Genomic DNA, 24,329 nt, shown 5'->3' with positions numbered 1-24,329 from the left:
ACCTCCCTTTTAATCTTCGGGTTATACCCTAGTCACTTGCTCTAATCGTTTCTGCTATTCTTTTGTGACTGCGTCACGTTCAAGATCGACAGGTGCGAGGTCTGCAGCATCTTCGTCATTAGATAACGCTAATCCGTCTGCTTTCTTCGTTTCCTCATCGTCTTCTAAATCTCTCATTTCTATCTCTTCTTCATCGCCAGATAGGATTTTCACATCCATACCTAAACTTTGAAGTTCTTTGATTAACACTTTGAATGATTCAGGAACACCTGGTTCAGGTACGTTATCCCCTTTGACGATGGCTTCGTATGTTTTCACACGACCCACAACGTCATCTGATTTAACTGTTAAGATCTCTTGAAGTGTATATGCTGCACCGTAAGCTTCAAGTGCCCATACTTCCATCTCTCCGAAACGCTGACCACCAAACTGTGCTTTACCGCCAAGTGGCTGCTGCGTAACAAGTGAGTATGGTCCAGTTGAACGAGCGTGAAGTTTATCGTCAACCATGTGAGCCAGTTTGATCATGTACATGATTCCGACAGATACACGGTTGTCGAATGGTTCACCAGTTCGACCGTCATAAAGGACTGTTTTCGCATCACGGGACATACCTGCTTCTTCAAGCGTTTCCCAAACATCTTCCTCGCGCGCACCATCAAATACTGGTGATGCAATGTGGATGCCAAGGTAACGTGCAGCCATACCCATATGAAGCTCAAGTACCTGACCGATGTTCATACGAGATGGTACCCCTAGTGGGTTCAACATGATATCGATCGGTGTTCCGTCTGGAAGATACGGCATATCTTCTTCTGGAAGGATTTTAGAGATAACCCCTTTGTTACCATGTCGTCCGGCCATTTTGTCACCTTCAGAAATCTTACGCTTCTGAACGATGTATACGCGGACTAACTGGTTTACACCTGGAGGCAATTCATCTCCATCTTCACGGTTAAAGACTTTTACATCGTGGATAATTCCGCCGCCGCCGTGTGGAACACGTAGAGACGTATCACGCACTTCACGAGCCTTTTCACCGAAGATTGCATGTAATAGACGTTCTTCAGCTGTTAGTTCTGTTACACCTTTAGGCGTTACTTTCCCTACAAGAAGATCTCCGTCTTTTACTTCTGCACCAATACGGATGATTCCGCGCTCGTCAAGGTTGCGTAAAGCATCTTCCCCAACGTTTGGAATATCACGAGTGATTTCTTCTGGTCCAAGCTTTGTATCACGAGCTTCTGATTCATATTCTTCAATATGAATAGACGTGTAGACGTCATCTTTCACAAGGCGCTCACTCATGATGATCGCATCCTCGTAGTTGTAACCGTCCCAAGTCATGAATCCGACCATAACGTTACGTCCTAGAGCCAATTCACCTTTTTCCATAGAAGGTCCGTCTGCAAGGATTTCTCCTTTAACGACTTCATCTCCAACACTTACGATAGGACGCTGGTTGTAGCAAGTCCCTTGGTTAGAGCGGACAAATTTCAGCAAGCTGTATTTGTCTAGGTTTCCTTTGACTTGTTGTCCGTCAACGTCTTCATAACGGCGAACCCAAATATTTTTTGCTTCTACGCGTTCTACAACACCTGGGTAGCGGCAGATGACAGCAGCACCAGAGTCTTTACCTGATACGTACTCCATACCTGTACCAACAATCGGTGATTCTGGCTGCATCAAAGGCACAGCCTGACGCTGCATGTTCGCTCCCATTAGAGCACGGTTAGAGTCATCGTTTTCTAAGAATGGGATACATGCTGTCGCTGCAGAAACAACCTGCTTTGGCGAAACGTCCATGTAGTCAACGCGGTTTCGAGGAACAACTGTGTTTTCCCCTCTGAAACGAGCAATGATATTATCATCAATAAACGAACCATCTTCACCTAATATAGCGTTCGCTTGTGCTACTACGTAGTTATCCTCTTCATCAGCAGTTAAGTAATCGATTCTCGGTGTCACTTTACCAGTTTCAGGATCAACCCGGCGGTAAGGTGTTTCGATAAATCCGAAGCGATTCACTTTTGCGAATGAAGATAGAGAGTTGATCAAACCAATGTTTGGACCCTCTGGTGTTTCAATCGGACACATACGTCCATAGTGAGAGTAGTGAACGTCACGAACTTCCATTCCTGCACGCTCACGTGTCAAACCACCCGGTCCAAGCGCTGACAGACGACGTTTGTGCGTCAATTCAGCAAGCGGGTTTGTTTGATCCATGAACTGAGATAGCTGAGAACTACCAAAGAACTCTTTGATAGAAGCGATCACAGGACGAATGTTGATCAGCTGCTGAGGTGTGATTGTGTTTGTGTCTTGAATTGACATTCTTTCACGAACAACACGCTCCATTCTGCTTAAACCAATACGGAATTGGTTTTGCAGAAGTTCACCTACGGAACGCAGACGACGGTTACCAAGGTGGTCGATATCATCTGTGTCACCTACACCATGAAGAAGGTTGAAGAAGTAACTGATTGATGCAATGATGTCAGAAGGCGTGATGTTTTTCACAGCTTCCTCTACATATGCATTTCCAATCACGTTAATCACTTGCTCGCCTTCTTGATCAGACGGTGCATAAATCTTAATAGATTGAAGTTCTACTTCATCTTCTACTACGCCACCATTAGGATAAAGCTTTCTAAATCCGATGCCGTTTTCTAAGTATGGAAGAACTTTATCAAGAACTCTTCTGTCTAAAATTTGACCTTTTTCTGCTAGAATTTCACCTGTTTCAGGGTCAACTAACGTTTCAGCCAATTTTTGATTGAACAGTCTATTTTTAATATGAAGCTTCTTATTAATCTTGTAGCGTCCAACATTTGCTAGGTCATATCTCTTCGGATCGAAGAAGCGAGAGTCTAGCAAGCTTTTCGCATTTTCAACAGTTGGCGGCTCTCCAGGGCGGAGGCGCTCGTAGATTTCGAGAAGTGCTTTATCGGCATTCTCTGTATTGTCTTTTTCCAGCGTGTTGCGTAAGTATTCATTCTCGCCAATGAGGTCAAGAATCTCTTGATCAGAGCTGAAGCCGAGAGCACGCAAAAGAACCGTAACCGGCAACTTACGTGTGCGATCGATGCGTACATAGACTACATCCTTCGCATCAGTTTCGTATTCTAACCATGCGCCACGGTTTGGAATGACAGTCGCAGTAAAACCTTTTTTACCGTTTTTGTCTACTTTACCACTGAAATATACACTTGGAGAACGCACTAACTGAGAAACGATTACACGTTCCGCACCATTAATGATAAAAGTACCTGTGTCTGTCATGATTGGGAAATCACCCATGAACACGTCTTGGTCTTTTACTTCTCCAGTTTCTTTGTTAATTAAACGAACTTTTACTCTTAGTGGAGCAGAGTAAGTTACATCACGTTCTTTTGATTCTGCTACAGGATACTTAGGATCCCCTAGGCTGTAATCAATGAATTCAAGAGAAAGGTTACCAGTAAAATCCTCAATTGGGGATATATCTTGAAACATCTCTCTAAGACCCTCATCAAGAAACCACTGATAAGAAGAGGTTTGAATTTCAATGAGATTTGGTAATTCTAACACTTCGCTTATGCGTGCGTAGCTTCTGCGCTGGCGGTGTCGTCCATACTGAACTAGTTGACCTGTCAACTGATTCACCCCTCAAATCATGCGTATTATATGTGTAAAAAGTATTTCTGTCTTTCAAATGTCAGTAAAGAAATACTTTTACAAGACAAAAGAAAAAAGGGTTTCTAAAATAAGAAAACCACATCCAAAAACAAATACCGATTTTATTAGTTTTCCCAAGTATGCATAATTTATACAAAATAGTTGTTTTTTAAGCCTATCAAGCAAAATATACACATTGGCATTTTATAATGTTAACACAGCTAGGAAACTGCGTCAAACTTTTTTAGCTTTGATTATATAGTAGCCCTTTTTTTTCAATACAACCTCGACTTCTCCAAAGAGCTGCTCTAATTTTTCAATCGCAGATGGTCCACCTTGCTTTTTCTGAATAACCACCCACAACTCACCTTCCGGCAATAAATGATCAGCACTTTTTTCAAAGATCGCATGTACAACTTTCTTCCCTGCCCGTATTGGGGGATTGGTCAGTATAGAGGCAAAAGCAGCTGAGGAATGAACATTCGAGAACAAATCACTTTGATAGATGTGAACATTATCAATGCGATTATGTTTAGCGTTTTCCTTTGAAAGTTCGACTGCTCTTTCGTTCACATCAATCATATGAATGGTACGGCTAGTCATTTCGTTTGCTAACGATAAGCCGATCGGTCCATAACCGCAACCGACATCTAAGACATCGCCATCCAAGTCAGGTTCTTCGAAAGCTTCAATTAAAAGCCTTGAACCAAAGTCGACTTCTTTCTTAGAAAACACTCCACTGTCACTTGTAAAAGTAAAGGTACGGTTTCTCAAGGTGAAGTCCCATGTCTGTTTATTGCTTTTCACTGATGGCTTTTCCGTATAATAGTGGTCACTCATGGTGAATGGACCTCCTCTGGATTCAATCGTTTCAGGAGATTAGAAAAGAAAAAGCCCGCCAGTAAAAGCGAGCTTTCCCAAAAGATTAGGCGAAGATTACTTAACTTCTACAGAAGCGCCAACTTCTTCAAGCTTAGCTTTAAGTTCTTCAGCTTCTTCTTTAGCAATACCTTCTTTAAGTGGTTTTGGAGTGTTGTCAACAAGTTCTTTAGCTTCTTTCAAGCCAAGACCAGTGATTTCACGAACCACTTTGATAACTTTGATTTTTTGGTCTCCAGCACCAGCAAGCACTAGATCAAAATCAGTTTTTTCTTCAGCAGCAGCACCGCCACCAGCAGCTACAGCTACAGGAGCAGCAGCAGTTACGCCAAATTCTTCTTCGATTGCTTTTACTAAGTCGTTTAACTCAAGTACAGTTGCTTCTTTAACTGAAGCAATGATTTCTTCGATATTTAAAGCCATTTGTAATTCCTCCATTTTAAGTTTTTTTACGTAAACGTAAAGTACGCATTAAGCGCCTTGTTCTTCTTTTTGATCTGCAACTGCTTTAGTAGCAAGAGCAAGATTACGAACTGGAGCTTGAAGAACGCTAAGCAACATAGAAAGTAAGCCTTCGCGAGACGGAAGTTCCGCAAGAGCCTTCACTTCTTCTACAGTCGCTACGTTTCCTTCGATGACACCAGCTTTGATTTCTAAAGCTTCGTGGCTTTTCGCAAATTCGTTGATGATTTTCGCAGGTGCGATAACATCTTCGTTACTGAATGCGATAGCGTTTGGACCTGTTAAGAAATCGTTTAAACCCGTTAGTTCAACTTGTTCAACTGCACGGCGAGTCAAAGTGTTTTTGTAAACTTTGAATTCTACGCCAGCTTCACGAAGCTGTTTACGAAGTTCAGTCACTTCAGAAACTGAAAGACCGCGGTAATCTACAATGACAGTAGACATACTATCTTTAAATTTAGAAGTAATTTCATCAACGACAACTTTTTTAGTATCGATTGCATTGCTCATGGTTACACCTCCTGTACATTCTTTGTGTAACACTTATACCGATCAGGCCATCACGTTCCTAACGAACGGTTCTCCATATAAAAAGCCTCCATTAAGACATGGAGGCTGTATATACAAGCATACGTTAACGTAAGACTGTGACATATACACCTCGGCGGGTTAATTAAGCCATAAGGCCCCTGCTGTCTACGGTATAAATGGACATTATTCTATTTTACAACATTTTGATATTATCAAAATGGTTGTCATAAGTCAAGAATTATTTTGCAGAGAAAGAAGATGGATCCACTTTCACGCCAGGGCCCATAGTAGATGTAACAGAAACGTTTTTCACGTATACACCTTTAGCCGCTGCAGGTTTTGCTTTAAGGATTGTGTCATAGATTGTTGCAAAGTTCTCAACAAGCTTTTCGTCCTCGAAAGAAACCTTTCCGATTGGCGCGTGGATGTTACCAGCTTTATCAACGCGGTATTCTACTTTACCAGCTTTGATTTCATTGATTGCTTTTTCAACTTCGAACGTTACAGTTCCTGTTTTAGGGTTTGGCATAAGACCTTTTGGTCCAAGTACACGACCGATCTTACCAACTTCACCCATCATGTCAGGTGTCGCAACGATTACATCGAATTCGAACCAACCTTGTTGGATTTTAGTGATGTAATCAGAATCTCCAACGTAGTCTGCTCCAGCAGCTTCTGCTTCTTTTGCTTTTTCGCCTTTAGCGAACACAAGAACGCGTTGAGTTTTACCAGTTCCGTTAGGAAGTACAACTGCACCGCGGATTTGTTGATCGTTTTTACGAGGGTCTACGCCCAAACGAAAAGCAACTTCTACAGTCGCATCAAATTTCGCTGTATTTGCTTTTTTTGTAAGAGAAACAGCTTCAGCTACATCATACGCTTTAGTACGTTCGATCAGCTTAGCAGCTTCTACATACTTTTTACCTTTTTTAGCCATTATAAAAATCCTCCTTATGTGGTTTTAGCGGAATAACCTCCCACGAATAAGGGTTGCGAACTTGTCAAAACCAAACTCGCAACCCAACAAGACAAAAAATTAATCTTCGATGACAATACCCATACTGCGTGCAGTACCTTCAACCATGCGCATAGCTGATTCAACGCTAGCAGCGTTTAAGTCAGGCATTTTTGTTTCCGCGATTTCGCGTACTTTATCACGCTTAACAGTTGCCACTTTATTACGGTTAGGTTCACCAGAACCAGACTCAATACCAGCTGCTTTTTTAAGTAAAACTGCAGCAGGTGGAGTTTTAGTAATAAATGTAAATGAACGGTCTTCAAAAACCGAAATTTCAACAGGAATGATAAGACCAGCTTGGTCAGCTGTACGAGCGTTAAACTCCTTACAGAATCCCATGATATTAACACCGGCTTGACCTAGTGCAGGTCCAACTGGTGGAGCTGGGTTAGCTTTTCCAGCAGGAATTTGCAATTTAACAACTTTAACTACTTTTTTAGCCACGAGACACACCTCCTTAAAGTCCGTGATGTGGTAATAGGGGAATCCCCCTCCCACTCAACAACTTCATTCTTTATATGAATGACGAAATAACTAGCTAGCGATCTTGAGTGAACTCAAGACGTACCTTTGCTATATTACCACTTCTATACACTCATTTCAAGCTCTTTTGAATTACAATTTATCGATCTGCGTGAACTCAAGTTCAACAGGTGTTTCTCTACCAAACATATTAACGAATACTTTGACTTTGCTTTTATCGTAATCAATTTCTTCAATAGAGCCAGTGAAGTTAGCAAACGGCCCATCGATAACCTTAACTGTTTCTTTGAGCTCAAAGTCGATTTCTGTTTTGCGTTCTTCAAGACCCATTCTCTTCAGAATGGTTTCAGCTTCGCCTGGCAGCAGCGCAGTTGGCTTTGAGCCTGATCCAGCTGATCCAACGAATCCAGTGACACCCGGTGTATTACGAACAACATACCAAGAATCGTCAGTCATCACGATTTCCACTAGGACATAGCCAGGGAATACTTTCTTTTTGACGACTTTTTTCTTACCATTTTTAATATCTGTTTCTTCTTCTTCTGGTACGACGACGCGGAAGATTTTATCCTGCATGCCCATTGATTCAACACGCTTTTCCAAGTTCGCTTTTACTTTGTTTTCATAGCCAGAGTACGTATGCACAACATACCAATTCTTTTCCATTTTCGTTCAGGACTATTTAGTCCTTCCCTCCCCACATTTCATAATGTCTATTTGACGAATCTCGAGTACCGGTAAATATTTTCAAGCAATTGAAAAAACCCGTAAAACGGGTTTTTTGGCAAGTCATATTATGATCTATTATAGCACGTTCAGCAGACCATTATTCAAGTATTAATGAATTAATTCGATTAATTGTGAGATTCCTATATCAAGAAAAGAGAAAAAGATTGCAAAGAATACGACTGTTAAAATAACAGTGATTGTGTAGCGGACCATTTCGTTCTTCTTTGGCCAGCTGACCTTTTTCATTTCTTTTCCGACACTTTTTAAGAAACTGATAATACGCATGTAAAAGACCTCCACAGAATAAAGAACGCAAATCTTACTTCGTTTCTAAATGTGTTTTATGTGAATTACAAGTCTTGCAATATTTCTTAACTTCTAATCTTTCAGCTGCTGAAGCAACACTTTTCATTGTCGTATAATTGCGGCTTCCGCAGTCTTTACAGGCTAGAGTAATCTTTTTCCTCATATTTACACCTATTTTCTCGACATCATTTCATTAGTACCTTATCACAGTGTCGAAAAAGCTGTCAATATAGGTTTGATTAGAGACTAATCTCGCGAAGCTCTAAATATTTCTCTAATTTTCTCTTTACTCTTTGGAGTGCGTTATCAATTGATTTCACATGACGGTTTAAATCTTCAGAAATCTCTTGATAGGATCTACCATCAAGATAAAGCACAAGTACCTTTCTTTCCAGCTCGCTAAGCAGTTCACCCATCTTCATTTCGATATCATCAAATTCTTCTTTGCTAATGATTAAGTCTTCTGGGTTAAGCGCTTTAGCACCGGAAATGACATCCAATAATGTTCTGTCCGATTCTTCATCGTAGATCGGCTTGTCTAATGATACATAGGAATTTAACGGGATATCTTTTTGGCGAGTAGCTGTTTTAATTGCGGTGATAATTTGGCGGGTAATACATAATTCTGCAAAAGCCTTAAATGAAGTAAGCTTGTCCTCTCTGAAATCGCGGATAGACTTATAAAGTCCGATCATTCCCTCTTGGACAATGTCCTCTCGATCCGCTCCTATCAAGAAATAAGATCTTGCTTTCGCACGTACAAAATTGCGGTATTTCGTTATTAAATAATCTAGCGCATCACTATCTCCGACATGAACCCTTTCAATGACTTGTTCATCTTCCAACTGGCAAAATTGCTCTCTGATGGACTTACCCTTGCTGTTGTTTAGATTCACTTCGATCCCCCCGACCGCACCTAGATAGAAATATTATACATTAATGGTTGAAATATCGTCAAGCTATTCCAGATTCCCGCGCCGCCATTTTTCAAACGTTTTCAATACATCTTCTGACAATTCAATCTTAGATGCTGGTTTATCAGAAGTAATCTTTTTGACTCTCGTTTCAATCTTTCGTTCTATCACTTCAATCTCTCTTAAAAGCTCACGAGCCGACTTCCGAAGAGCTCCTTGTCCAAAAATAGCCCATTGTTCTGTAAAATCTGAGGTTGCCACATGAATTTGCGTCCGAATATTATTCAAATCCTGCGCCAGCTTTTCAATCCGCTCATCCGCCGTTTCATTCTCTCTCGTAAAGATGACCTCTACTCGGTGATTGGTCCGCTTCTTTTCAATTCCTTTGACCATATGGGCATCGAATACGACAATGACTCGATACCCTGTGTATGCTTGATATTCTGCTAAATGTTGAATCAGCACGTCTCTGGCTTCTTCAAAGCTGTTTTCCTTTAAGTGCTGCAGCTGAGGCCATGCACCTATCATGTTGTATCCATCGACTAAGAGGATATCCATCTCTATTCTCCTAACGGATAACGTTTTCGATACACTTCATACATCAATAGACCAGCAGCAACTGATGCATTTAAAGAAGTAACCTTCCCGGCCATAGGCAGTTTAATCAGAAAATCACACTTTTCCTTAATCAATCGGCCAATTCCTTTACCTTCACTGCCAATCACAAGAGCCAGCGGCATTGTACCATCAAATTGTCTGTAATCCTGTTTAGCAGACGCATCTGTTCCCGCAACCCAGATTCCTCTTTCTTTCATTTCATCAAGGGCTCTTGAAAGATTGGTCACTTTTGCAACAGGAATATGCTCAATTGCTCCAGTGGATGCCTTAGCAACTGTTGTTGTTAGACCGACCGCTCTCCTTTTTGGAATGACAATCCCGTGTGCCCCTACAGCATCTGCCGTACGCATAATCGATCCTAAATTATGCGGATCTTCAATTTCATCTAAGATCAGAAGGAATGGCTGCTCATTCCGCTTTTCAGCGATTTGATACAGATCGTCCAATTCTGCATATTCATATGCTGCTACTTGTGCAACGATTCCCTGGTGCTGACCTGTCACCATTTGATCAAGCTTTTTCCTCGGAACATACTGAATGGTGATATTTTGCTTTTTAGCGAGTTCAATGACCTGCTGGGCTTGTCCTTTTACAGTGTTTTCTGCCATCCAGAGCTTGTATAACTCCCGATCTGACTTCAGTGTCTCAATCACTGCATTTTTCCCAATGACATAATCATGTTGCTGACTCATTTGTCTTCCTCCCTGACGTTCCGATTTCAATCGCCTGACCAATCAGCTCTTCTAAGCGTTCGTCCTGCTTTTCGATAAATAAATAACCCATGAGCGCTTCAAACGCTGTACTATAACGATACGTTTGAACGTCCGTGTTTTTAGGCACTGTGCCTGATTTTGAGTTTCTTCCTCTTTTCAGCACCGCTTCTTCTGCTTCAGTGAAAAAGCCTTGCTGCTGAAGCGTAAATAAAATAGCAGCCTGTGATTTAGCTGAAACAATTTTGCTTGCTCGTTTGTGCAGCTCATTTGGTTTTGTCGCCCCCGTTTGGAGGAGGTGATGCCTCACATATACTTCAAAAATGGCATCACCCATATAAGCTAGCGCAAGTCCGTTCAGCTGTTTACCGTCTTTCAGCTTTTCAAAATTCAACATTGCCTATTCTCCTCTTTTCCAGCGAGTACCTTGAGGAGTGTCCTCCAACACAATATTCATGTTCTTTAATTGGTCACGAATTTGATCAGATAGGGCAAAGTCACGATTTCTTCTAGCTTCATTACGTTTTTCAATTAACGCTTCTACCTCTTCGTCAAGCGTGTGCTTTTCTTCTAATGAGAAGCCAAGAACAGACGTAATTTCTTGGAACAAGCCGATAAATGCCTTGATCACTTCCTCCGAAGTATGATCATTTTCCATATAATAATTCGCCTGTTTCGCTAATTCGAATAAAACAGAGATCGCATTTGCTGTATTGAAGTCATCATTCATTTCAGAAATAAATGTCGCACGCTGTTCTTCAATTTTTGCCAGCCATTCAGCATTGTCTTCCGTGATATTCGTGCTGCTCTCGAGACGGTGATGTAAATTCGCATACGATGTTTTGAGTCGGTTAAACGCACTCTTTGTACTTTCTAATAAATCCATTGAGTAGTTAATTGGGTGACGATAGTGAACCGACAACATAAAGAAGCGGAGCACATCAGGATCTTGTTCTTTCACAATGTCATGCACCAGCACAAAGTTGCCAAGTGATTTTGACATTTTTTCATTATCAATATTAATATACCCGTTATGCATCCAATATTTCGCAAAAGGCTTCCCTGTCAAAGCCTCAGATTGGGCAATTTCATTCTCATGGTGTGGGAATGTTAGATCCTGTCCGCCAGCATGAATGTCGATCGTATCACCTAAATATTTTTTGACCATTGCCGAGCATTCGATGTGCCAGCCTGGGCGTCCTTCGCCCCATGGGCTATCCCAAGAGATTTCCTGATCCTTTGCAGCCTTCCACAGGGCAAAGTCCAGTGCATCTCGTTTCTTTTCACCTACACGAATACGGGCGCCTGTCTTCAGCTCATCAATCGATTGGTGAGAAAGCTTTCCATAGCCTTCAAATGAGCGTGTGCTGTAATACACGTCGCCATCGGCTTCATAGGCGTAGCCTTTTTCAATCAATGTCGCAATAAACGCAATGATATCATCCATGTTTTCCGTTACTCGCGGGTGAAGGTCTGCTTTTTTGCAGCCTAGTGCACTGACGTCTTCGAAGTAGGCTTGGATAAACCGGTCAGCAATTGTCGGCACATCTTCTCCAAGTTCATTGGCTGCTTTGATGAGTTTATCATCCACATCTGTAAAGTTTGATACAAAGTTCACATCGTAACCGCTGTATTCTAAATACTTACGTACAGTGTCATAAACAATAGCAGGTCTAGCATTCCCGATATGAATGTAGTTATAAACGGTTGGTCCGCACACATACATTTTGACCTTTCCTGGCTCAAGCGGGACAAATTCTTCCTTCTTACGTGTCAATGTATTATAAATATTGATTGTCATGATTGTTCTTCCTTTCTGCTCAATGAAGCCAGCTCACCTTTTAGCTTTTCCATTTCTCGTTCCAATTCTTTAAAACGATCGGAAATTGGATCTGGCAAATCTTGATGATTGAGATCACGATTGATTTTCTTTCCATTTTGAACGACGACTCGCCCAGGTATACCAACAACGGTGGAATGGTCGGGTACGTCCTTTAACACGACCGACCCCGCTCCAATCTTGGCTCCTTTTCCAACTGTAATGGAACCAAGCACCTTGGCACCTGTCGCAATAAGGGCATCGTCTAAAATGGTCGGATGCCGCTTTCCCTTTTCTTTCCCTGTTCCCCCTAATGTCACGCCTTGGAAAACAGTGACGTTGTCTCCAATTTCACATGTTTCCCCGATCACAACGCCCATGCCGTGATCAATGAAGAACCGCCTGCCAATGGTTGCCGCCGGGTGAATTTCCACCCCTGTGAAAAAACGGCTGACCTGAGAAATGATCCGCGCAATAAAATACAGCTTCCGCTTATAAAATGCGTGCGCAATACGGTGAGCCCAAATCGCATGAAGCCCTGAATAGGTTAGCACTACTTCAATATAGCTTCTAGCAGCAGGATCTTGATCAAACACAGTATCAATATCTTCTTTCAGCATTTTGAAAAACACATGCTCCCCCCGTTCTTCCCCATCAATCTCTCTTAGGACTTGCTCTCTTTTTTTGGACAAATAAAAAACGCCTCTGCCAAATGACAGAGACGTTTTGAAAACGCGGTTCCACTCTGTTTAGAAAGCCACTTATCTTTCAGCCTTCTCAACTTAATCCCATAACGGAGGATACCGCCCTTGCATACTAACGTACGTGTTCCTCAAGGGTCTTGAGGGTGCATTTCCAACGTCTGCCCATAAGTCTCTTTCAGCCGGTGGAGACTCTTTCTGTGATGGACGAGTACATTGTACTTCTCCCTCGCAACGATTTCCTTATATTTGTTTAATGCGGTTTAATACCGTTTCTTTACCTAGTAATTCAATACTTTGCGGAAGTTCTGGGCCATGCGTTTGTCCTGTGACAGCCACACGAATCGGCATGAATAGTTTCTTGCCTTTATGCCCTGTTTCTTTTTGTACCGCTTTAATGGCAGCCTTGATTTCATCAGGTGTAAAAGACTCAAGCTGTTCAAGCTGACCTGCAAAAGATGCCATGACTTCTGGTACTTGCTCCTCTGCTAGAACTTCCTTTGCCTCTTGATTATACTCAATTTGCTCCTTAAAGAACAACTCTGTTAACTCAACAATTTCTGCTCCGTAGCTTAATTGTTCGTGATACAGAGAAATAAGCTTGCGTACCCACGTGTTTTCTTCTTCTGTCAGCTGCTCACTTACCTTGCCTGCTTTTTGAAGATGCGGAAGTGTTAGTGCCACAACCTGATCAAGATCAAGTGCTTTCACGTATTGGTTGTTCACCCATTTTAGTTTATGCATATCAAATAGAGCTGGTGACTTAGAAAGTCGATTCACATCGAAAATGTCGATGAATTGCTCTTTTGTAAACAGTTCTTCTTCGCCTACTGGAGACCATCCAAGTAATGCAATGAAGTTAAACAGAGCTTCAGGTAAATATCCTAAATTCTTATATTGCTCGATGAATTGAATAATTGATTCATCACGTTTACTTAATTTCTTGCGGTTTTCGTTCACAATCAACGTCATATGTCCAAATAGCGGAACATCCCAGCCAAATGCATTAAAAACCATAATTTGTTTAGGCGTATTTGAAATATGATCCTCTCCGCGAAGAACGTGAGTCATTTTCATCAAATGATCATCCACGGCTACGGCAAAGTTATAAGTTGGCGTGCCATCTTTCTTCACAATAACAAAATCACCGATGCCATCTGTTTCAAACGAAATATCGCCTTTAACCATGTCGTCAAATTTGATGATTTCTCCTTTTGGCACTCGGAAGCGGATGCTTGGCTCTCTTCCTTCAGCAATTAGCTTGTCCTCTTCTTCTTTTGATAAATGACTGCATTTACCAGAATATCGAGGCATTTCACTGCGGGCGATTTGTGCTTCACGCTCTGCCTCTAGCTCTTCAGCCGTACAATAGCACTTATACGCCAAGTCCTTCTCTAAGAGCTCGTCATAATATTTTTTGTAAATATCATTTCGCTCTGATTGTCTGTAAGGACCGTAACCGCCATCTTTATCAATGCTCTCATCCCAATCAATACCGAGCCATTGCAGGTGGCGAAGCTGGCTTTCCTCCCCGCCTTCTACATTACGCTTTTGATCCGTATCCTCGATTCGAATAATAAATTTGCCGCCTTGGCTGCGTGCGAACAAATAGTTGAAAAGAGCCGTTCTAGCATTCCCAATATGTAAATGACCAGTTGGACTCGGTGCATAACGAACACGCACTTCATTTCCCATGAGTTTAACTTCCTTTCATCTGCATCATGTTGTCTGACACCAATTTTTTATAAACGTATTTTATCATCAAAACCCATTCTCATCAAAATGGATTTTACTTTTTCTGAAGAAGCACTGTTGCCTGAGAAGCAATTCCTTCGCCTCTTCCTGTAAATCCGAGTTTCTCTGTCGTTGTTGCTTTGACGTTCACCTGTGTGACATCTGCCTCAAGCGCTTCTGCAATTTTCTCACACATAGGTTGAATGTAAGGTGCCATTTTGGGCTTTTGCGCCATGATGGTGCAGTCAATATTCACAAGTGTGTAACCTTTTTCTTTCACAAGTGCCCACACATGCTGCAATAATTTAAAAGAATCTGCATCCTTAAACTCAGGATCTGTGTCTGGGAAATGTCTGCCGATATCTCCTTCAGCAATCGCACCCAGGCAGGCATCTGCCACTGTGTGAAGCAGTACGTCAGCGTCTGAATGCCCTAGCAGTCCCTTTTCATAAGGGATGGTGACCCCCCCGATAATCAGAGGTCTCCCCTCTGTTAATTGATGTACATCAAAGCCTTGTCCTATTCTCAACATGATCTAGTACCCTCTTTCCGCATCCATAATTGCCTTGGCAACCAATAAATCATCCGGTGTTGTCAGCTTAATATTGGTATAGTCTCCTTGGACAATATACACATTCTCGCCATGTAATTGTTCAACAAGACTGGCGTCATCTGTTCCAAGGAAGCCTGTCCGCTCCGCATGTTCATGCGCCTCTTTTAAAATAGAATGACGAAAAGCTTGTGGGGTCTGGACCGCCCACAAGCTCTGACGTTCAATGGTTTGTTCCACTTTGCCTTCTTGAACGCGTTTGATTGTGTCTTTCACTGGTACCGCTACAACTGCGGAGCCTTTTTCAATCGCTGCTTTAACGAGCAAGTCAATCTGTGTATGCTTAATAAAAGGCCTTGCCCCATCATGAACAAGCACGATGTCCGCATCTTTCACAGCCTTTAATCCTTCGTATACACTTTGCTGACGTTCTTCACCGCCAGTGACAAGTGAAACAGGCGTTTGAAAAGCGTGTACCTTGAGTAGCCTTTCAAAGTCTTGACGCTCCTCCTCATTGATCGCTAGGATCATGCGTTTGCATTGTGAATGAGCGTCAAACACCTTTAATGTATGAATGATGACCGGCATTCTTTTCAGCTCGATAAAAAGCTTATTGCGGCCGGCCTTCATTCGTTTCCCCTGCCCCGCAGCCGGAATAACTACTTCATAATACATGTTCGTTCTCCCTTTAGAGCGCCTTCTCCAGAAGTTTTGGCTTCGCAAAAATCATTCTTCCAGCAGCAGTCTGCAGCACACTAGTGACGAGTACATCGATGTCTTTTCCAATGTAATTGCGTCCTTCTTCGACCACAATCATCGTACCGTCATCTAAGTAAGCAACACCTTGGTTATGCTCTTTCCCATCTTTGATGACCTGTACCTTCATTTCTTCCCCAGGCAGTACAACCGGTTTAACCGCATTGGCTAGATCATTGATGTTTAACACTGCTACTTTTTGAAGTTCGCATACTTTATTTAAATTAAAATCATTGGTCACAACAACACCTGAAGTTAATTTCGCGAGCTTCACAAGCTTGCTATCAACCTCTTGAATGTCTTCGAAGTCACCTTCGTAAATTTCAACTTTAATATCCAACTCTTTTTGAATACGATTTAAAATATCAAGACCTCTTCGGCCTCTATTTCTCTTTAATACATCTGAGGAGTCTGCAATATGCTGTAATTCCTCGAGTACAAATTGAGGAATAACCATGACGCCTTCTAAGAATCCAGTTTGGCAAATATCTGCGATTCTTCCATCAATGATAACACTTGTGTCTAAAATTTTCAGCTTTTTATCTTCTATTTCAGGTTCATCATCAGTTGCTCCTTTTTTCTTGCTGACCTTTGCAGACCGGGAGAACAGCCCCATCATTTCATCCTTCTTCTTAAAGCCTACCTGAAACCCAAGGTATCCTAAAAAGAAAGCCAGGAAAATCGGAATAATGGTACCAAAAATATGATATGGGATATTGTTTAGCGGGATCACGTTTACAATAAGATATGCTAGAATAAGTCCAAATACTAATCCGAAACTTCCAGATATAAGATCAGGAAGAGGCGCCTTCAATAGAGAATCCTCGATCCATTTCACCCAATTTACCACATAACCTGTGCACCATTTGCCGATGATCAAGAATACAGCGGCTCCTATTAGTGCTGAAGAGTAAGCATTTGTTATGAAAGGTATGTCCTTTACATTTAAAAGCAGAAATAACTCTGGAATGATAAAAATCCCCACAACTGCACCAAAAATGATAAAAAACGCCTGAACGATTCTTTTTAACATACCTTCACCTCCTTTATTTTTCATCTGTCAATCCACCTTCATCTGACATTGATATATGTTTAAGTTTCCTATCATGAGCAACAGAAAACAAAACCATCATTAATATACCCATATTCATCCATTTTTAACCGTAATAGAGAAAAATTTCTCTTCTTAAAGCTGACGGTCGATATAATGTTTTTCTTGTAACCTTTTTAATCCTTTTTTTATCTTTTTCGCTCTTACTTCTCCAATTCCTTCTACTTCATCCAATTCTTGTACATCCGCTTCCATAATTCGATCTAGCACACCGAATGCTTCAACCACATTTTCAACGATCGGCATTGGCAGTCTAGGGATTTTATGGAGCAACCTGTATCCTCTTGTGTACACATATTCGTCAATATTTGTAGAAGCTGGATATCCAAGTAACTTGTACAGAATGGAATCATCTAAAAGCTCAAAGCTCGACATATCTTGAAGTTGTTTAAGCAGCACATACGGATCTTTAATCTTTTCTTTCACGTAATCTTTAATAAATAAAGCCGCTTCCTGCTCCATATCTGTAATCAGCTCATTGACCTGTAGACGGATCAAGTGTCCTTCTGTTCCAAGCTCTTTGATATACATATTGATTTCATTTTTGATTCTAAGAACCATTTCGTAGCGGTGCAGCACGGATAATACATCACCAAAGGTCACAAGCTCTTCAAATTCTAGGGCGCTTAACGCAGAAATGGCGTGATCTAAAATGGTTTTATATTTCTCAAGTGTTTGAATGGCTTGATTCGCCTTTGTTAAAATAAAACCAATATCTTTCAGCGTATAACGACGATTCCCTTGGTATAAGGTAATGACGTTCCTCCGTTCAGAAATGGCAATGATTAAGCAGCCTGTCTGCTTCGCTACACGTTCAGCCGTCCGGTGCCTCATGCCTGTTTCCGATGAATGGATGGTGGCATCTGGCATCAGCTGTGTATTCGCATACAAGATTTTTTGACCAGAATCGCTAAGAATAATAGCCCCGTCCATCTTCGCCAATTCATATAAATGTGCTGGAGAGAAGGCAGAATTAATGTGAAATCCTCCATCTACCACACTCTTTACTTTGTCATTATAACCAACAACAATGAGCCCGCCAGTATTGGCTCGCAAGACGTTTTCAATCCCTGCCCGCAGAGGTGTTCCTGGTGCCACAAACTGTACAATATCTAAGAGATCGAGTTCTCTCGCTCCTTTTTTCTCTTTTTCCATTTCTATGATCCCCCTAGTGAAATTCGAAGTGCCTCCGCTACATTTTCTACACCAACTAACTCAATCCCTCTCGGCTTTTTCCATCCGTCTATATTCGCCTGAGGAATAAACATTCGCTTAAATCCTAGTTTCGCAGCTTCCTGCACTCGCTGTTCAATTCTTGATACTCTTCTGACTTCTCCCGTCAGACCGACCTCTCCTATAAAGCAATCCGCTTGATGCGGCGCTGCGTCTTTAAAGCTTGATGCAATACTGACGGCAATAGCTAAGTCAATCGCCGGTTCGTCAAGCTTCACACCGCCTGCGACCTTTAAATACGCATCTTGGTTTTGCAGCAGCAGCCCCACGCGTTTTTCTAAAACTGCCATGAGCAGCGATACTCGATTATGATCAAGGCCAGTGGCCATTCTTCGCGGATTCCCAAAGCTTGTCGGGGAAATTAATGCCTGTATCTCGACAAGTACGGGTCTTGTTCCTTCCATTGAGGCAACAACACACGAACCAGATACACCTGCCGACCGCTCTTCTAAAAAGATTTCTGATGGGTTTAATACTTCCGTGAGTCCTTCCTCTCTCATTTCAAAGATCCCCAATTCATTCGTTGAACCAAATCGGTTTTTAACCGCCCGTAAGATACGAAACGTATGATGACGCTCGCCTTCAAAATAAAGAACTGTATCCACCATATGCTCTAAAAGGCGTGGACCTGCGATCGAGCCTTCTTTGGTCACGTGACCAACGATAAAAATAGGAATCCCATTTGTCTTGGCAATTTTCATCAGCTGTGCTGTACATTCTCTTACTTGAGATACAGAGCCGGGAGCTGACGTGATATCGCTTTGATAAACGGTTTGAATCGAATCCACCACAACAAAAGCAGGTTTCATCTCCTGTATAGCAGACGTTATATACTCCATATCGGTTTCAGCCAAAACATGTAAAGAGGCGCTTTCAATACCAAGGCGGTCCGCTCTTAGCTTCGTTTGTTTAATGGACTCCTCACCAGATATGTACAACACATTCTGATTTTTATCTGAGAGCTGTGCTGATACTTGTAATAATAAAGTGGACTTCCCAATCCCAGGGTCTCCGCCAATGAGAACAAGAGAGCCTTTGACAATTCCACTTCCTAATACTCGGTTAAATTCTTCTAAATTCGTTTTAATTCGGGGTTCTTCGGATGTTTCAATTGCAGATATAGGTGAAGGTTTTTGAATGGTTTGAACAGAATGATTAAAAGCACTACGACGGTTTGCCGGCTCTTTGCGAACGACCTCTTCTGTCATACTGTTCCACGTGCCGCAGCCTGGACATTTCCCCATCCATTTGGCTGACTCATAACCGCACGATTGGCATATAAATTTTGATTTTGTCTTAGCCATAGATTGAAGAATACAACTCCTTATACTGGTCAGAAAATAAGTAAAGGGAGGCATACACCTTGCTGGTATGCCTCACACTTTTTTCTTACTATATTAGTTCGTAGCAGCCGTCGCTTTTACGACAATTTCTCCATCTTCCACATCTAATACGATATGTTGACCTTTTTCAATATTGCCCTTCAGAAGCTCCTCAGAAAGTCGATCTTCTACATGCTTTTGAATCGCTCTTCTTAACGGACGCGCACCGTACTCAAGATCTACTCCTTCGTCGGCAATCTTCGCTTTTGCTGCTTCCGTCAATTCAATTGATAGGTCTTGTTCTTTTAATCGTTTTGTCAATTGATCAGACATGAGAGACACGATCTCTTTGAGATGTTTCTTCTCAAGCGAGTGGAAGACAATGATTTCATCAATACGGTTGATAAACTCAGGTCTAAACGCACGTTTCAACTCGCCCATCACTTTGCCTTTCATATCCTTGTAATTTTGACTTTCGTCCTGCACGTTAAAGCCAACGTATTTATTGCGCTTCAGCTCACTAGCTCCAACGTTTGATGTCATAATCAAAATCGTATTTCTAAAGTCAACGGTACGCCCTTTAGAATCCGTCAGACGACCATCTTCTAATACTTGCAGTAAGATATTAAATACATCTGGATGAGCCTTTTCAATCTCGTCTAAAAGAACGACAGAATAAGGTTTTCTTCTGACTTTTTCAGTCAGCTGTCCACCTTCATCATAACCGACATATCCTGGAGGTGACCCAACAAGTCTGGATGTAGAGTGTTTCTCCATGTATTCAGACATATCAATACGGATCATTGCTTCTTCATCACCGAAAATAGACTCGGCGAGTGCTCTTGCAAGCTCTGTTTTACCAACCCCTGTTGGTCCTAAGAAGATAAAGGAACCGATTGGACGTTTTGGATCTTTTAGGCCTGCACGCGCACGTCTCACAGCTTTCGCTACAGCAACAACTGCTTCATCCTGCCCGATCACACGAGAGTGGAGTAATTGTTCCATATTCAGAAGCTTATCTGTCTCCGTTTGAGCAATTTTTGAAACAGGCACTCCCGTCCAGCTGGAAACGACCATTGCGATATCATCTACAGATACCTCTGAATTCTCTTGTCCCTGCTTTTCTTTCCATGATTTCTTTGTCACTTCTACTTTTTCACGCAAACGCTGCTCTGTATCGCGAAGAGAAGCTGCTTTTTCAAATTCTTGACTTTGAACTGCCGCATCCTTTTCCTTGCGTACTTCATCCAGCTTTTGCTCTAGTTCTTTTAGGTTAGGCGGTGTTGTGAACGAACGCAAACGGACTTTCGAACCTGCCTCATCAATTAAATCAATCGCCTTATCTGGAAGGAATCTGTCAGAGATATAACGGTCAGACAGCTTCACTGCCGCCTCAATCGCTTCATCTGTAATAGACACACGGTGATGTGCTTCATACCGGTCTCTAAGTCCTCTTAAGATTTGAATACTCTCATCAACAGAAGGCTGATCTACTTGAATTGGCTGGAAACGTCGTTCAAGCGCAGCATCCTTTTCAATGTATTTACGGTACTCATCTAATGTTGTCGCTCCAATACATTGAAGCTCACCACGTGCTAAAGATGGTTTTAGAATATTAGACGCATCAATTGCACCCTCTGCTCCACCAGCACCAATGAGTGTATGAAGCTCATCGATAAAGAGAATGATATTTCCTGCCTGACGAATTTCGTCCATGACTTTTTTCAAACGATCCTCGAATTCACCACGATATTTCGTTCCAGCTACAACGGTTCCCATATCCAGTGTCATCACTCGTTTATCACGCAGGATTTCAGGCACTTCGTTATGAATAATTTGCTGTGCAAGACCTTCTGCGATGGCTGTTTTACCAACACCAGGCTCACCAATCAGCACAGGGTTATTTTTTGTTCTTCTACTTAGAACCTCAATGACACGTTGAATTTCTTTGCTTCGGCCAATGACTGGGTCCAAGCTGTCCTCTTTTGCAATAGCAGTCAAATCTCTTGCCAAGCTATCAAGTGTTGGTGTATTTGCATTGCTATTAGAGCCTGCCGCAGATGCACCTGTTTCATTGCTTCCAAGCAGCTGCAGGACTTGCTGACGTGCTTTATTTAAGCTCACTCCGAGGTTATTTAAGACACGGGCAGCGACACCCTCTCCCTCACGAATAAGACCTAATAGAATATGTTCTGTCCCTACATAGGAATGACCTAGCTTTCTTGCTTCATCCATTGAAAGCTCAGTGACCTTCTTCGCTCTAGGCGTATAATGAGGAATAGCTTGAGACACCTCTTGCCCTCTTCCAATCAAGCTTTCGACTTCTTTTTGGATTTTATCTGAAACAAGGCCCAGTGCTTCTAACGCTTTGGCAGCGATGCCCTCCCCTTCACGTACAAGGCCAAGTAAAATGTGCTCAGTACCAATATTCTTATGGCCTAGGCGAATGGCTTCTTCTTGTGCAAGTGCTAATACCTTTTGAGCTCTTTCAGTGAATCTTCCAAACATCATATCGTTTCATCCTCCTGTCCATTCCTATGCATTTCTAAGCGCAGCCTTTCTCTAATAATCGCTGCTCGTTTTATATCTCGTTCATTTGGCTCCAAGGCTCCTCCTGAATATTGTTGAAGGAAACCAGGCTGGGTCAAAATCATGAGTTCATTCAGTATATTACTTGAAAGCCCCTTAATGATACCTAAATCAATTCCAAGCCGCACATCTGACAAACACTTTGCTGTTTCTTTTGATTCAATCATACGACAATTAGCCAAAATCCCTAAGGACCGGTACACTCTGTCCTCAAGTTCAATTTTAGATGTTTGATATAATGCTTTTCGTGCAGATCGCTCTTGTTCAATGAGCTGAGCGGTCACACTATTCAAGTCATCTACAATGTCTTCTTCTGATTGACCAAGTGTCATTTGATTTGAAATTTGAAAGATGTTCCCTATTGCTTCGCTGCCCTCACCATAAATTCCTCTGACCACAAGTCCTAATTGATTAATGGCGGGAATAATACGATTCATTTGTCTCGTGAGCGCTAATGCCGGTAAATGCATCATGACCGAAGCCCTAATACCTGTACCTACATTAGTCGGACAGCTTGTTAAGTATCCTCGCTTTTCAGAAAATGCATAATCCACTTGCTCTTCAATCCAGTCATCTACCTGATTAGCCGCTTTTAGTGCATTGGCTAGCTGAAAACCTGGGAATAAGCATTGGATTCGAATATGGTCTTCTTCATTCAACATCACACTAATTTCTTCATTCTCAGAAAGCAAACAGCCGCCAAATCTTGATTCAGCTAAATTTGGGCTAATCAAGTGCTTTTCAACAAGTACCCTCTTTGCTAAAGGCTGCGTTTCATTCATTCGAATCAGAACAAAGTTTCCAATGTCCTTCACTTCCTGGCTAGCAAACTTTTGCTCGAATTGCTGGAGAACAGCTTCAGCTTCTTCTTGAGAAAACTGAGTTGGGAAACGAACATGCTCTAGATTGCGCGCTAGCCGGATTCGACTGCTTAGAACAATGTCACTTTCTGGTCCTTTTTGTTTCATCCACTGACTTAGAGCGTCTTGAATAAAATGCTGGAGCGACATGTCGTTAATCTCCCTCCCTCTGCTGAGATTGCTCATGCTCTAATGCACGAATTTGATCTCGAACTTCTGCTGCTTTTTCGAACTCTTCCTGTTCAATCAGCTGCTTCAGCTCTTGCTGCATTAACTCAAGTTTCCGGCGGACATGCAGGCTGCCGGCAATTCGTTTTGGGATTTTCCCATTATGGACTGTATTTCCACTATGGACTTTCCGTAAAACAGGGTTCAGATACTGATCAAATGTACGATAGCATTCTGCACAGCCAAATCGGCCTGTTTTTCTGAACTGCTGAAAGGTTAAGCCACACTTAGGACATTGATCCACTTCTTTCGCTTCTTGAAAAATAGATGAGCCCTTGTTAGCACTTGTGGTGAAGCTAGGATCAATATTTAATAAGCCTGATAATAAGTTGTGAATCGAGAAACCTTGGTTTCCACTCATAGCATATGAGTCACTGTTTTCTTTTGCACATTGTTCACATATGTGCATTTCTTGTTTTTCTCCATTTATAACTTTCGTAAAGTGAAAAGTGGCTGGTCTCTCATTACATTCTTGACAAATCAATCTTTTCACCCGCTTTACTTTAATTTCAAAGCATTTAACATCGCTTTCATCATCCGAGCCCGCAGTTCATCACGTTCAGGTAAATCAATATGCAATACAGAACGGTCCATGACACTAATCATCATCTTAGCTTCTCTTTCAGATAAAATGTTATTTTCAACAAGACGCATGATGATATGATCAGATGCAGCCTGTGATAAACGATGATATATTTGGGAAATAATGTTGTTTAATAAGTCGACTTCATCATTCATTTTGACTTTAATGATGCGGATATAGCCACCGCCGCCACGCTTACTTTCAACGATATAGCCTCTCTCGCTCGTAAAGCGTGTATTGATAACATAGTTAATTTGTGAAGGTACGCATTGAAATTTATCTGCAATTTCATTGCGCTTAATTTCTAATATTTCTCGACCGTTCTGATCCAAGACTTCCTTCAAATACTGCTCGATGATATCAGAAATATTTTGTGCCACTCCGCCTCCTCCTCCATTGACTTTGACTATATTTGACTTTAATCTTACTATAAATTTTTTCGGTCGATTTTTCAAGATAATCGCTCAACTAACAATATTATTTCCACATTTATATGGTGCCAAACCTCCAAAAAACACAAAAAAGACCAGTTCCAA

General features: G+C 41.7%; 25 protein-coding genes and 2 other annotated features. All 25 genes read right to left on the bottom strand.

Translation table 11 applies throughout. The features are described from left to right. Positions 1–54: 54 nt before the first annotated feature. The 25 genes from rpoB to AMR95_RS10210 all read right to left on the bottom strand — a co-directional run bounded on the left by rpoB (position 55) and on the right by AMR95_RS10210 (position 24,173). A complete protein-coding gene (rpoB, locus tag AMR95_RS10325) occupies positions 55–3,636 on the bottom strand; it encodes a DNA-directed RNA polymerase subunit beta (RefSeq protein ID WP_003217223.1) in 3,582 nt (1,193 codons plus the stop codon). Between the two features lie 255 nt (positions 3,637–3,891). Then, on the bottom strand, positions 3,892–4,497 hold the full coding sequence (locus AMR95_RS10320) for a class I SAM-dependent methyltransferase (protein ID WP_039175972.1): 606 nt from the start codon (positions 4,495–4,497) through the stop codon (positions 3,892–3,894). Positions 4,498–4,593: 96 nt separating this feature from the next. Further along, complete coding sequence (rplL, locus tag AMR95_RS10315; protein WP_008345418.1) at positions 4,594–4,959, bottom strand: 50S ribosomal protein L7/L12; 366 nt, start codon at positions 4,957–4,959, stop codon at positions 4,594–4,596. A 48-nt stretch (positions 4,960–5,007) separates the two neighbouring features. After that, positions 5,008–5,508: a 50S ribosomal protein L10 gene (gene rplJ / locus AMR95_RS10310; RefSeq protein WP_024425590.1), complete on the bottom strand. Its 501-nt coding sequence runs from the start codon at positions 5,506–5,508 to the stop codon at positions 5,008–5,010. Positions 5,509–5,577: 69 nt separating this feature from the next. Next, positions 5,578–5,718 (bottom strand) — a sequence feature (ribosomal protein L10 leader region). A 49-nt stretch (positions 5,719–5,767) separates the two neighbouring features. After that, a complete protein-coding gene (gene rplA, locus AMR95_RS10305) occupies positions 5,768–6,466 on the bottom strand; it encodes a 50S ribosomal protein L1 (protein ID WP_007496292.1) in 699 nt (232 codons plus the stop codon). Positions 6,467–6,565: 99 nt separating this feature from the next. Further along, positions 6,566–6,991, bottom strand: a complete 426-nt coding sequence (gene rplK, locus AMR95_RS10300; protein WP_003216956.1) for a 50S ribosomal protein L11 — start codon at positions 6,989–6,991, stop codon at positions 6,566–6,568. A gap of 171 nt (positions 6,992–7,162) precedes the next feature. Continuing rightward, a complete protein-coding gene (nusG, locus tag AMR95_RS10295; protein ID WP_003217197.1) occupies positions 7,163–7,696 on the bottom strand; it encodes a transcription termination/antitermination protein NusG in 534 nt (177 codons plus the stop codon). A 171-nt stretch (positions 7,697–7,867) separates the two neighbouring features. Beyond that, positions 7,868–8,044, bottom strand: coding sequence for a preprotein translocase subunit SecE (gene secE / locus AMR95_RS10290; RefSeq protein WP_008345422.1), 177 nt, complete (start codon positions 8,042–8,044; stop codon positions 7,868–7,870). 34 nt (positions 8,045–8,078) lie between these two features. Next, positions 8,079–8,228 (bottom strand): 50S ribosomal protein L33, encoded by a 150-nt coding sequence (gene rpmG / locus AMR95_RS18860; protein WP_008356502.1) that lies wholly within the window; start codon positions 8,226–8,228, stop codon positions 8,079–8,081. A gap of 76 nt (positions 8,229–8,304) precedes the next feature. Further along, positions 8,305–8,961, bottom strand: coding sequence for an RNA polymerase sporulation sigma factor SigH (sigH, locus tag AMR95_RS10285; RefSeq protein WP_058838240.1), 657 nt, complete (start codon positions 8,959–8,961; stop codon positions 8,305–8,307). 63 nt (positions 8,962–9,024) lie between these two features. Continuing rightward, positions 9,025–9,537, bottom strand: a complete 513-nt coding sequence (rae1, locus tag AMR95_RS10280; RefSeq protein WP_024425589.1) for a ribosome-dependent mRNA decay endonuclease Rae1/YacP — start codon at positions 9,535–9,537, stop codon at positions 9,025–9,027. 2 nt (positions 9,538–9,539) lie between these two features. Beyond that, positions 9,540–10,289: a 23S rRNA (guanosine(2251)-2'-O)-methyltransferase RlmB gene (rlmB, locus tag AMR95_RS10275; protein WP_058838239.1), complete on the bottom strand. Its 750-nt coding sequence runs from the start codon at positions 10,287–10,289 to the stop codon at positions 9,540–9,542. Then, positions 10,273–10,704 (bottom strand): Mini-ribonuclease 3, encoded by a 432-nt coding sequence (locus AMR95_RS10270; RefSeq protein ID WP_058838238.1) that lies wholly within the window; start codon positions 10,702–10,704, stop codon positions 10,273–10,275. The genes rlmB and AMR95_RS10270 overlap by 17 nt, the downstream gene beginning before the upstream one ends. Before the next feature lie 3 nt (positions 10,705–10,707). Next, positions 10,708–12,108, bottom strand: coding sequence for a cysteine--tRNA ligase (gene cysS, locus AMR95_RS10265; protein ID WP_034283904.1), 1,401 nt, complete (start codon positions 12,106–12,108; stop codon positions 10,708–10,710). Continuing rightward, positions 12,105–12,758, bottom strand: a complete 654-nt coding sequence (gene cysE / locus AMR95_RS10260; protein ID WP_034283914.1) for a serine O-acetyltransferase — start codon at positions 12,756–12,758, stop codon at positions 12,105–12,107. The genes cysS and cysE overlap by 4 nt, the downstream gene beginning before the upstream one ends. Before the next feature lie 82 nt (positions 12,759–12,840). After that, positions 12,841–13,071: a binding site (T-box leader), on the bottom strand. Beyond that, on the bottom strand, positions 13,071–14,522 hold the full coding sequence (gltX, locus tag AMR95_RS10255; RefSeq protein WP_039175968.1) for a glutamate--tRNA ligase: 1,452 nt from the start codon (positions 14,520–14,522) through the stop codon (positions 13,071–13,073). (Overlaps the previous feature by 1 nt.) A gap of 94 nt (positions 14,523–14,616) precedes the next feature. After that, positions 14,617–15,093, bottom strand: coding sequence for a 2-C-methyl-D-erythritol 2,4-cyclodiphosphate synthase (ispF, locus tag AMR95_RS10250; RefSeq protein ID WP_003216928.1), 477 nt, complete (start codon positions 15,091–15,093; stop codon positions 14,617–14,619). Between the two features lie 3 nt (positions 15,094–15,096). Beyond that, on the bottom strand, positions 15,097–15,786 hold the full coding sequence (ispD, locus tag AMR95_RS10245; RefSeq protein WP_039175965.1) for a 2-C-methyl-D-erythritol 4-phosphate cytidylyltransferase: 690 nt from the start codon (positions 15,784–15,786) through the stop codon (positions 15,097–15,099). Positions 15,787–15,799: 13 nt separating this feature from the next. Next, positions 15,800–16,900 carry a PIN/TRAM domain-containing protein gene (locus AMR95_RS10240; RefSeq protein WP_058838248.1) on the bottom strand — a complete coding sequence of 367 codons (1,101 nt, stop codon included), beginning with the start codon at positions 16,898–16,900 and terminating at the stop codon, positions 15,800–15,802. 153 nt (positions 16,901–17,053) lie between these two features. After that, positions 17,054–18,133, bottom strand: coding sequence for a DNA integrity scanning diadenylate cyclase DisA (gene disA, locus AMR95_RS10235; RefSeq protein ID WP_024425581.1), 1,080 nt, complete (start codon positions 18,131–18,133; stop codon positions 17,054–17,056). Positions 18,134–18,135: 2 nt separating this feature from the next. Further along, the gene (gene radA, locus AMR95_RS10230; protein ID WP_025092231.1) at positions 18,136–19,515 is read right to left on the bottom strand and encodes a DNA repair protein RadA; all 1,380 of its coding nucleotides are present in this window, start codon (positions 19,513–19,515) and stop codon (positions 18,136–18,138) included. A 93-nt stretch (positions 19,516–19,608) separates the two neighbouring features. Then, the gene (clpC, locus tag AMR95_RS10225; RefSeq protein WP_007496263.1) at positions 19,609–22,044 is read right to left on the bottom strand and encodes an ATP-dependent protease ATP-binding subunit ClpC; all 2,436 of its coding nucleotides are present in this window, start codon (positions 22,042–22,044) and stop codon (positions 19,609–19,611) included. Continuing rightward, positions 22,041–23,132: a protein arginine kinase gene (locus tag AMR95_RS10220; protein WP_058838237.1), complete on the bottom strand. Its 1,092-nt coding sequence runs from the start codon at positions 23,130–23,132 to the stop codon at positions 22,041–22,043. The genes clpC and AMR95_RS10220 overlap by 4 nt, the downstream gene beginning before the upstream one ends. A gap of 4 nt (positions 23,133–23,136) precedes the next feature. Continuing rightward, entirely contained in the window at positions 23,137–23,694 is a 558-nt protein-coding gene (locus tag AMR95_RS10215; protein ID WP_058838236.1) for a UvrB/UvrC motif-containing protein, read from the bottom strand. A gap of 14 nt (positions 23,695–23,708) precedes the next feature. Continuing rightward, a complete protein-coding gene (locus AMR95_RS10210) occupies positions 23,709–24,173 on the bottom strand; it encodes a CtsR family transcriptional regulator (protein WP_003217184.1) in 465 nt (154 codons plus the stop codon). Between the last annotated feature and the right edge of the window lie 156 nt (positions 24,174–24,329).

It is taken from the genome of Bacillus sp. G1(2015b), from assembly GCF_001482475.1.
GTDB classification, from domain to species: domain Bacteria; phylum Bacillota; class Bacilli; order Bacillales; family Bacillaceae; genus Bacillus; species Bacillus safensis.
The sequence above is the reverse complement of the archived record's forward strand: the minus strand, read 5'-3'. Positions and strand labels throughout refer to the sequence as shown.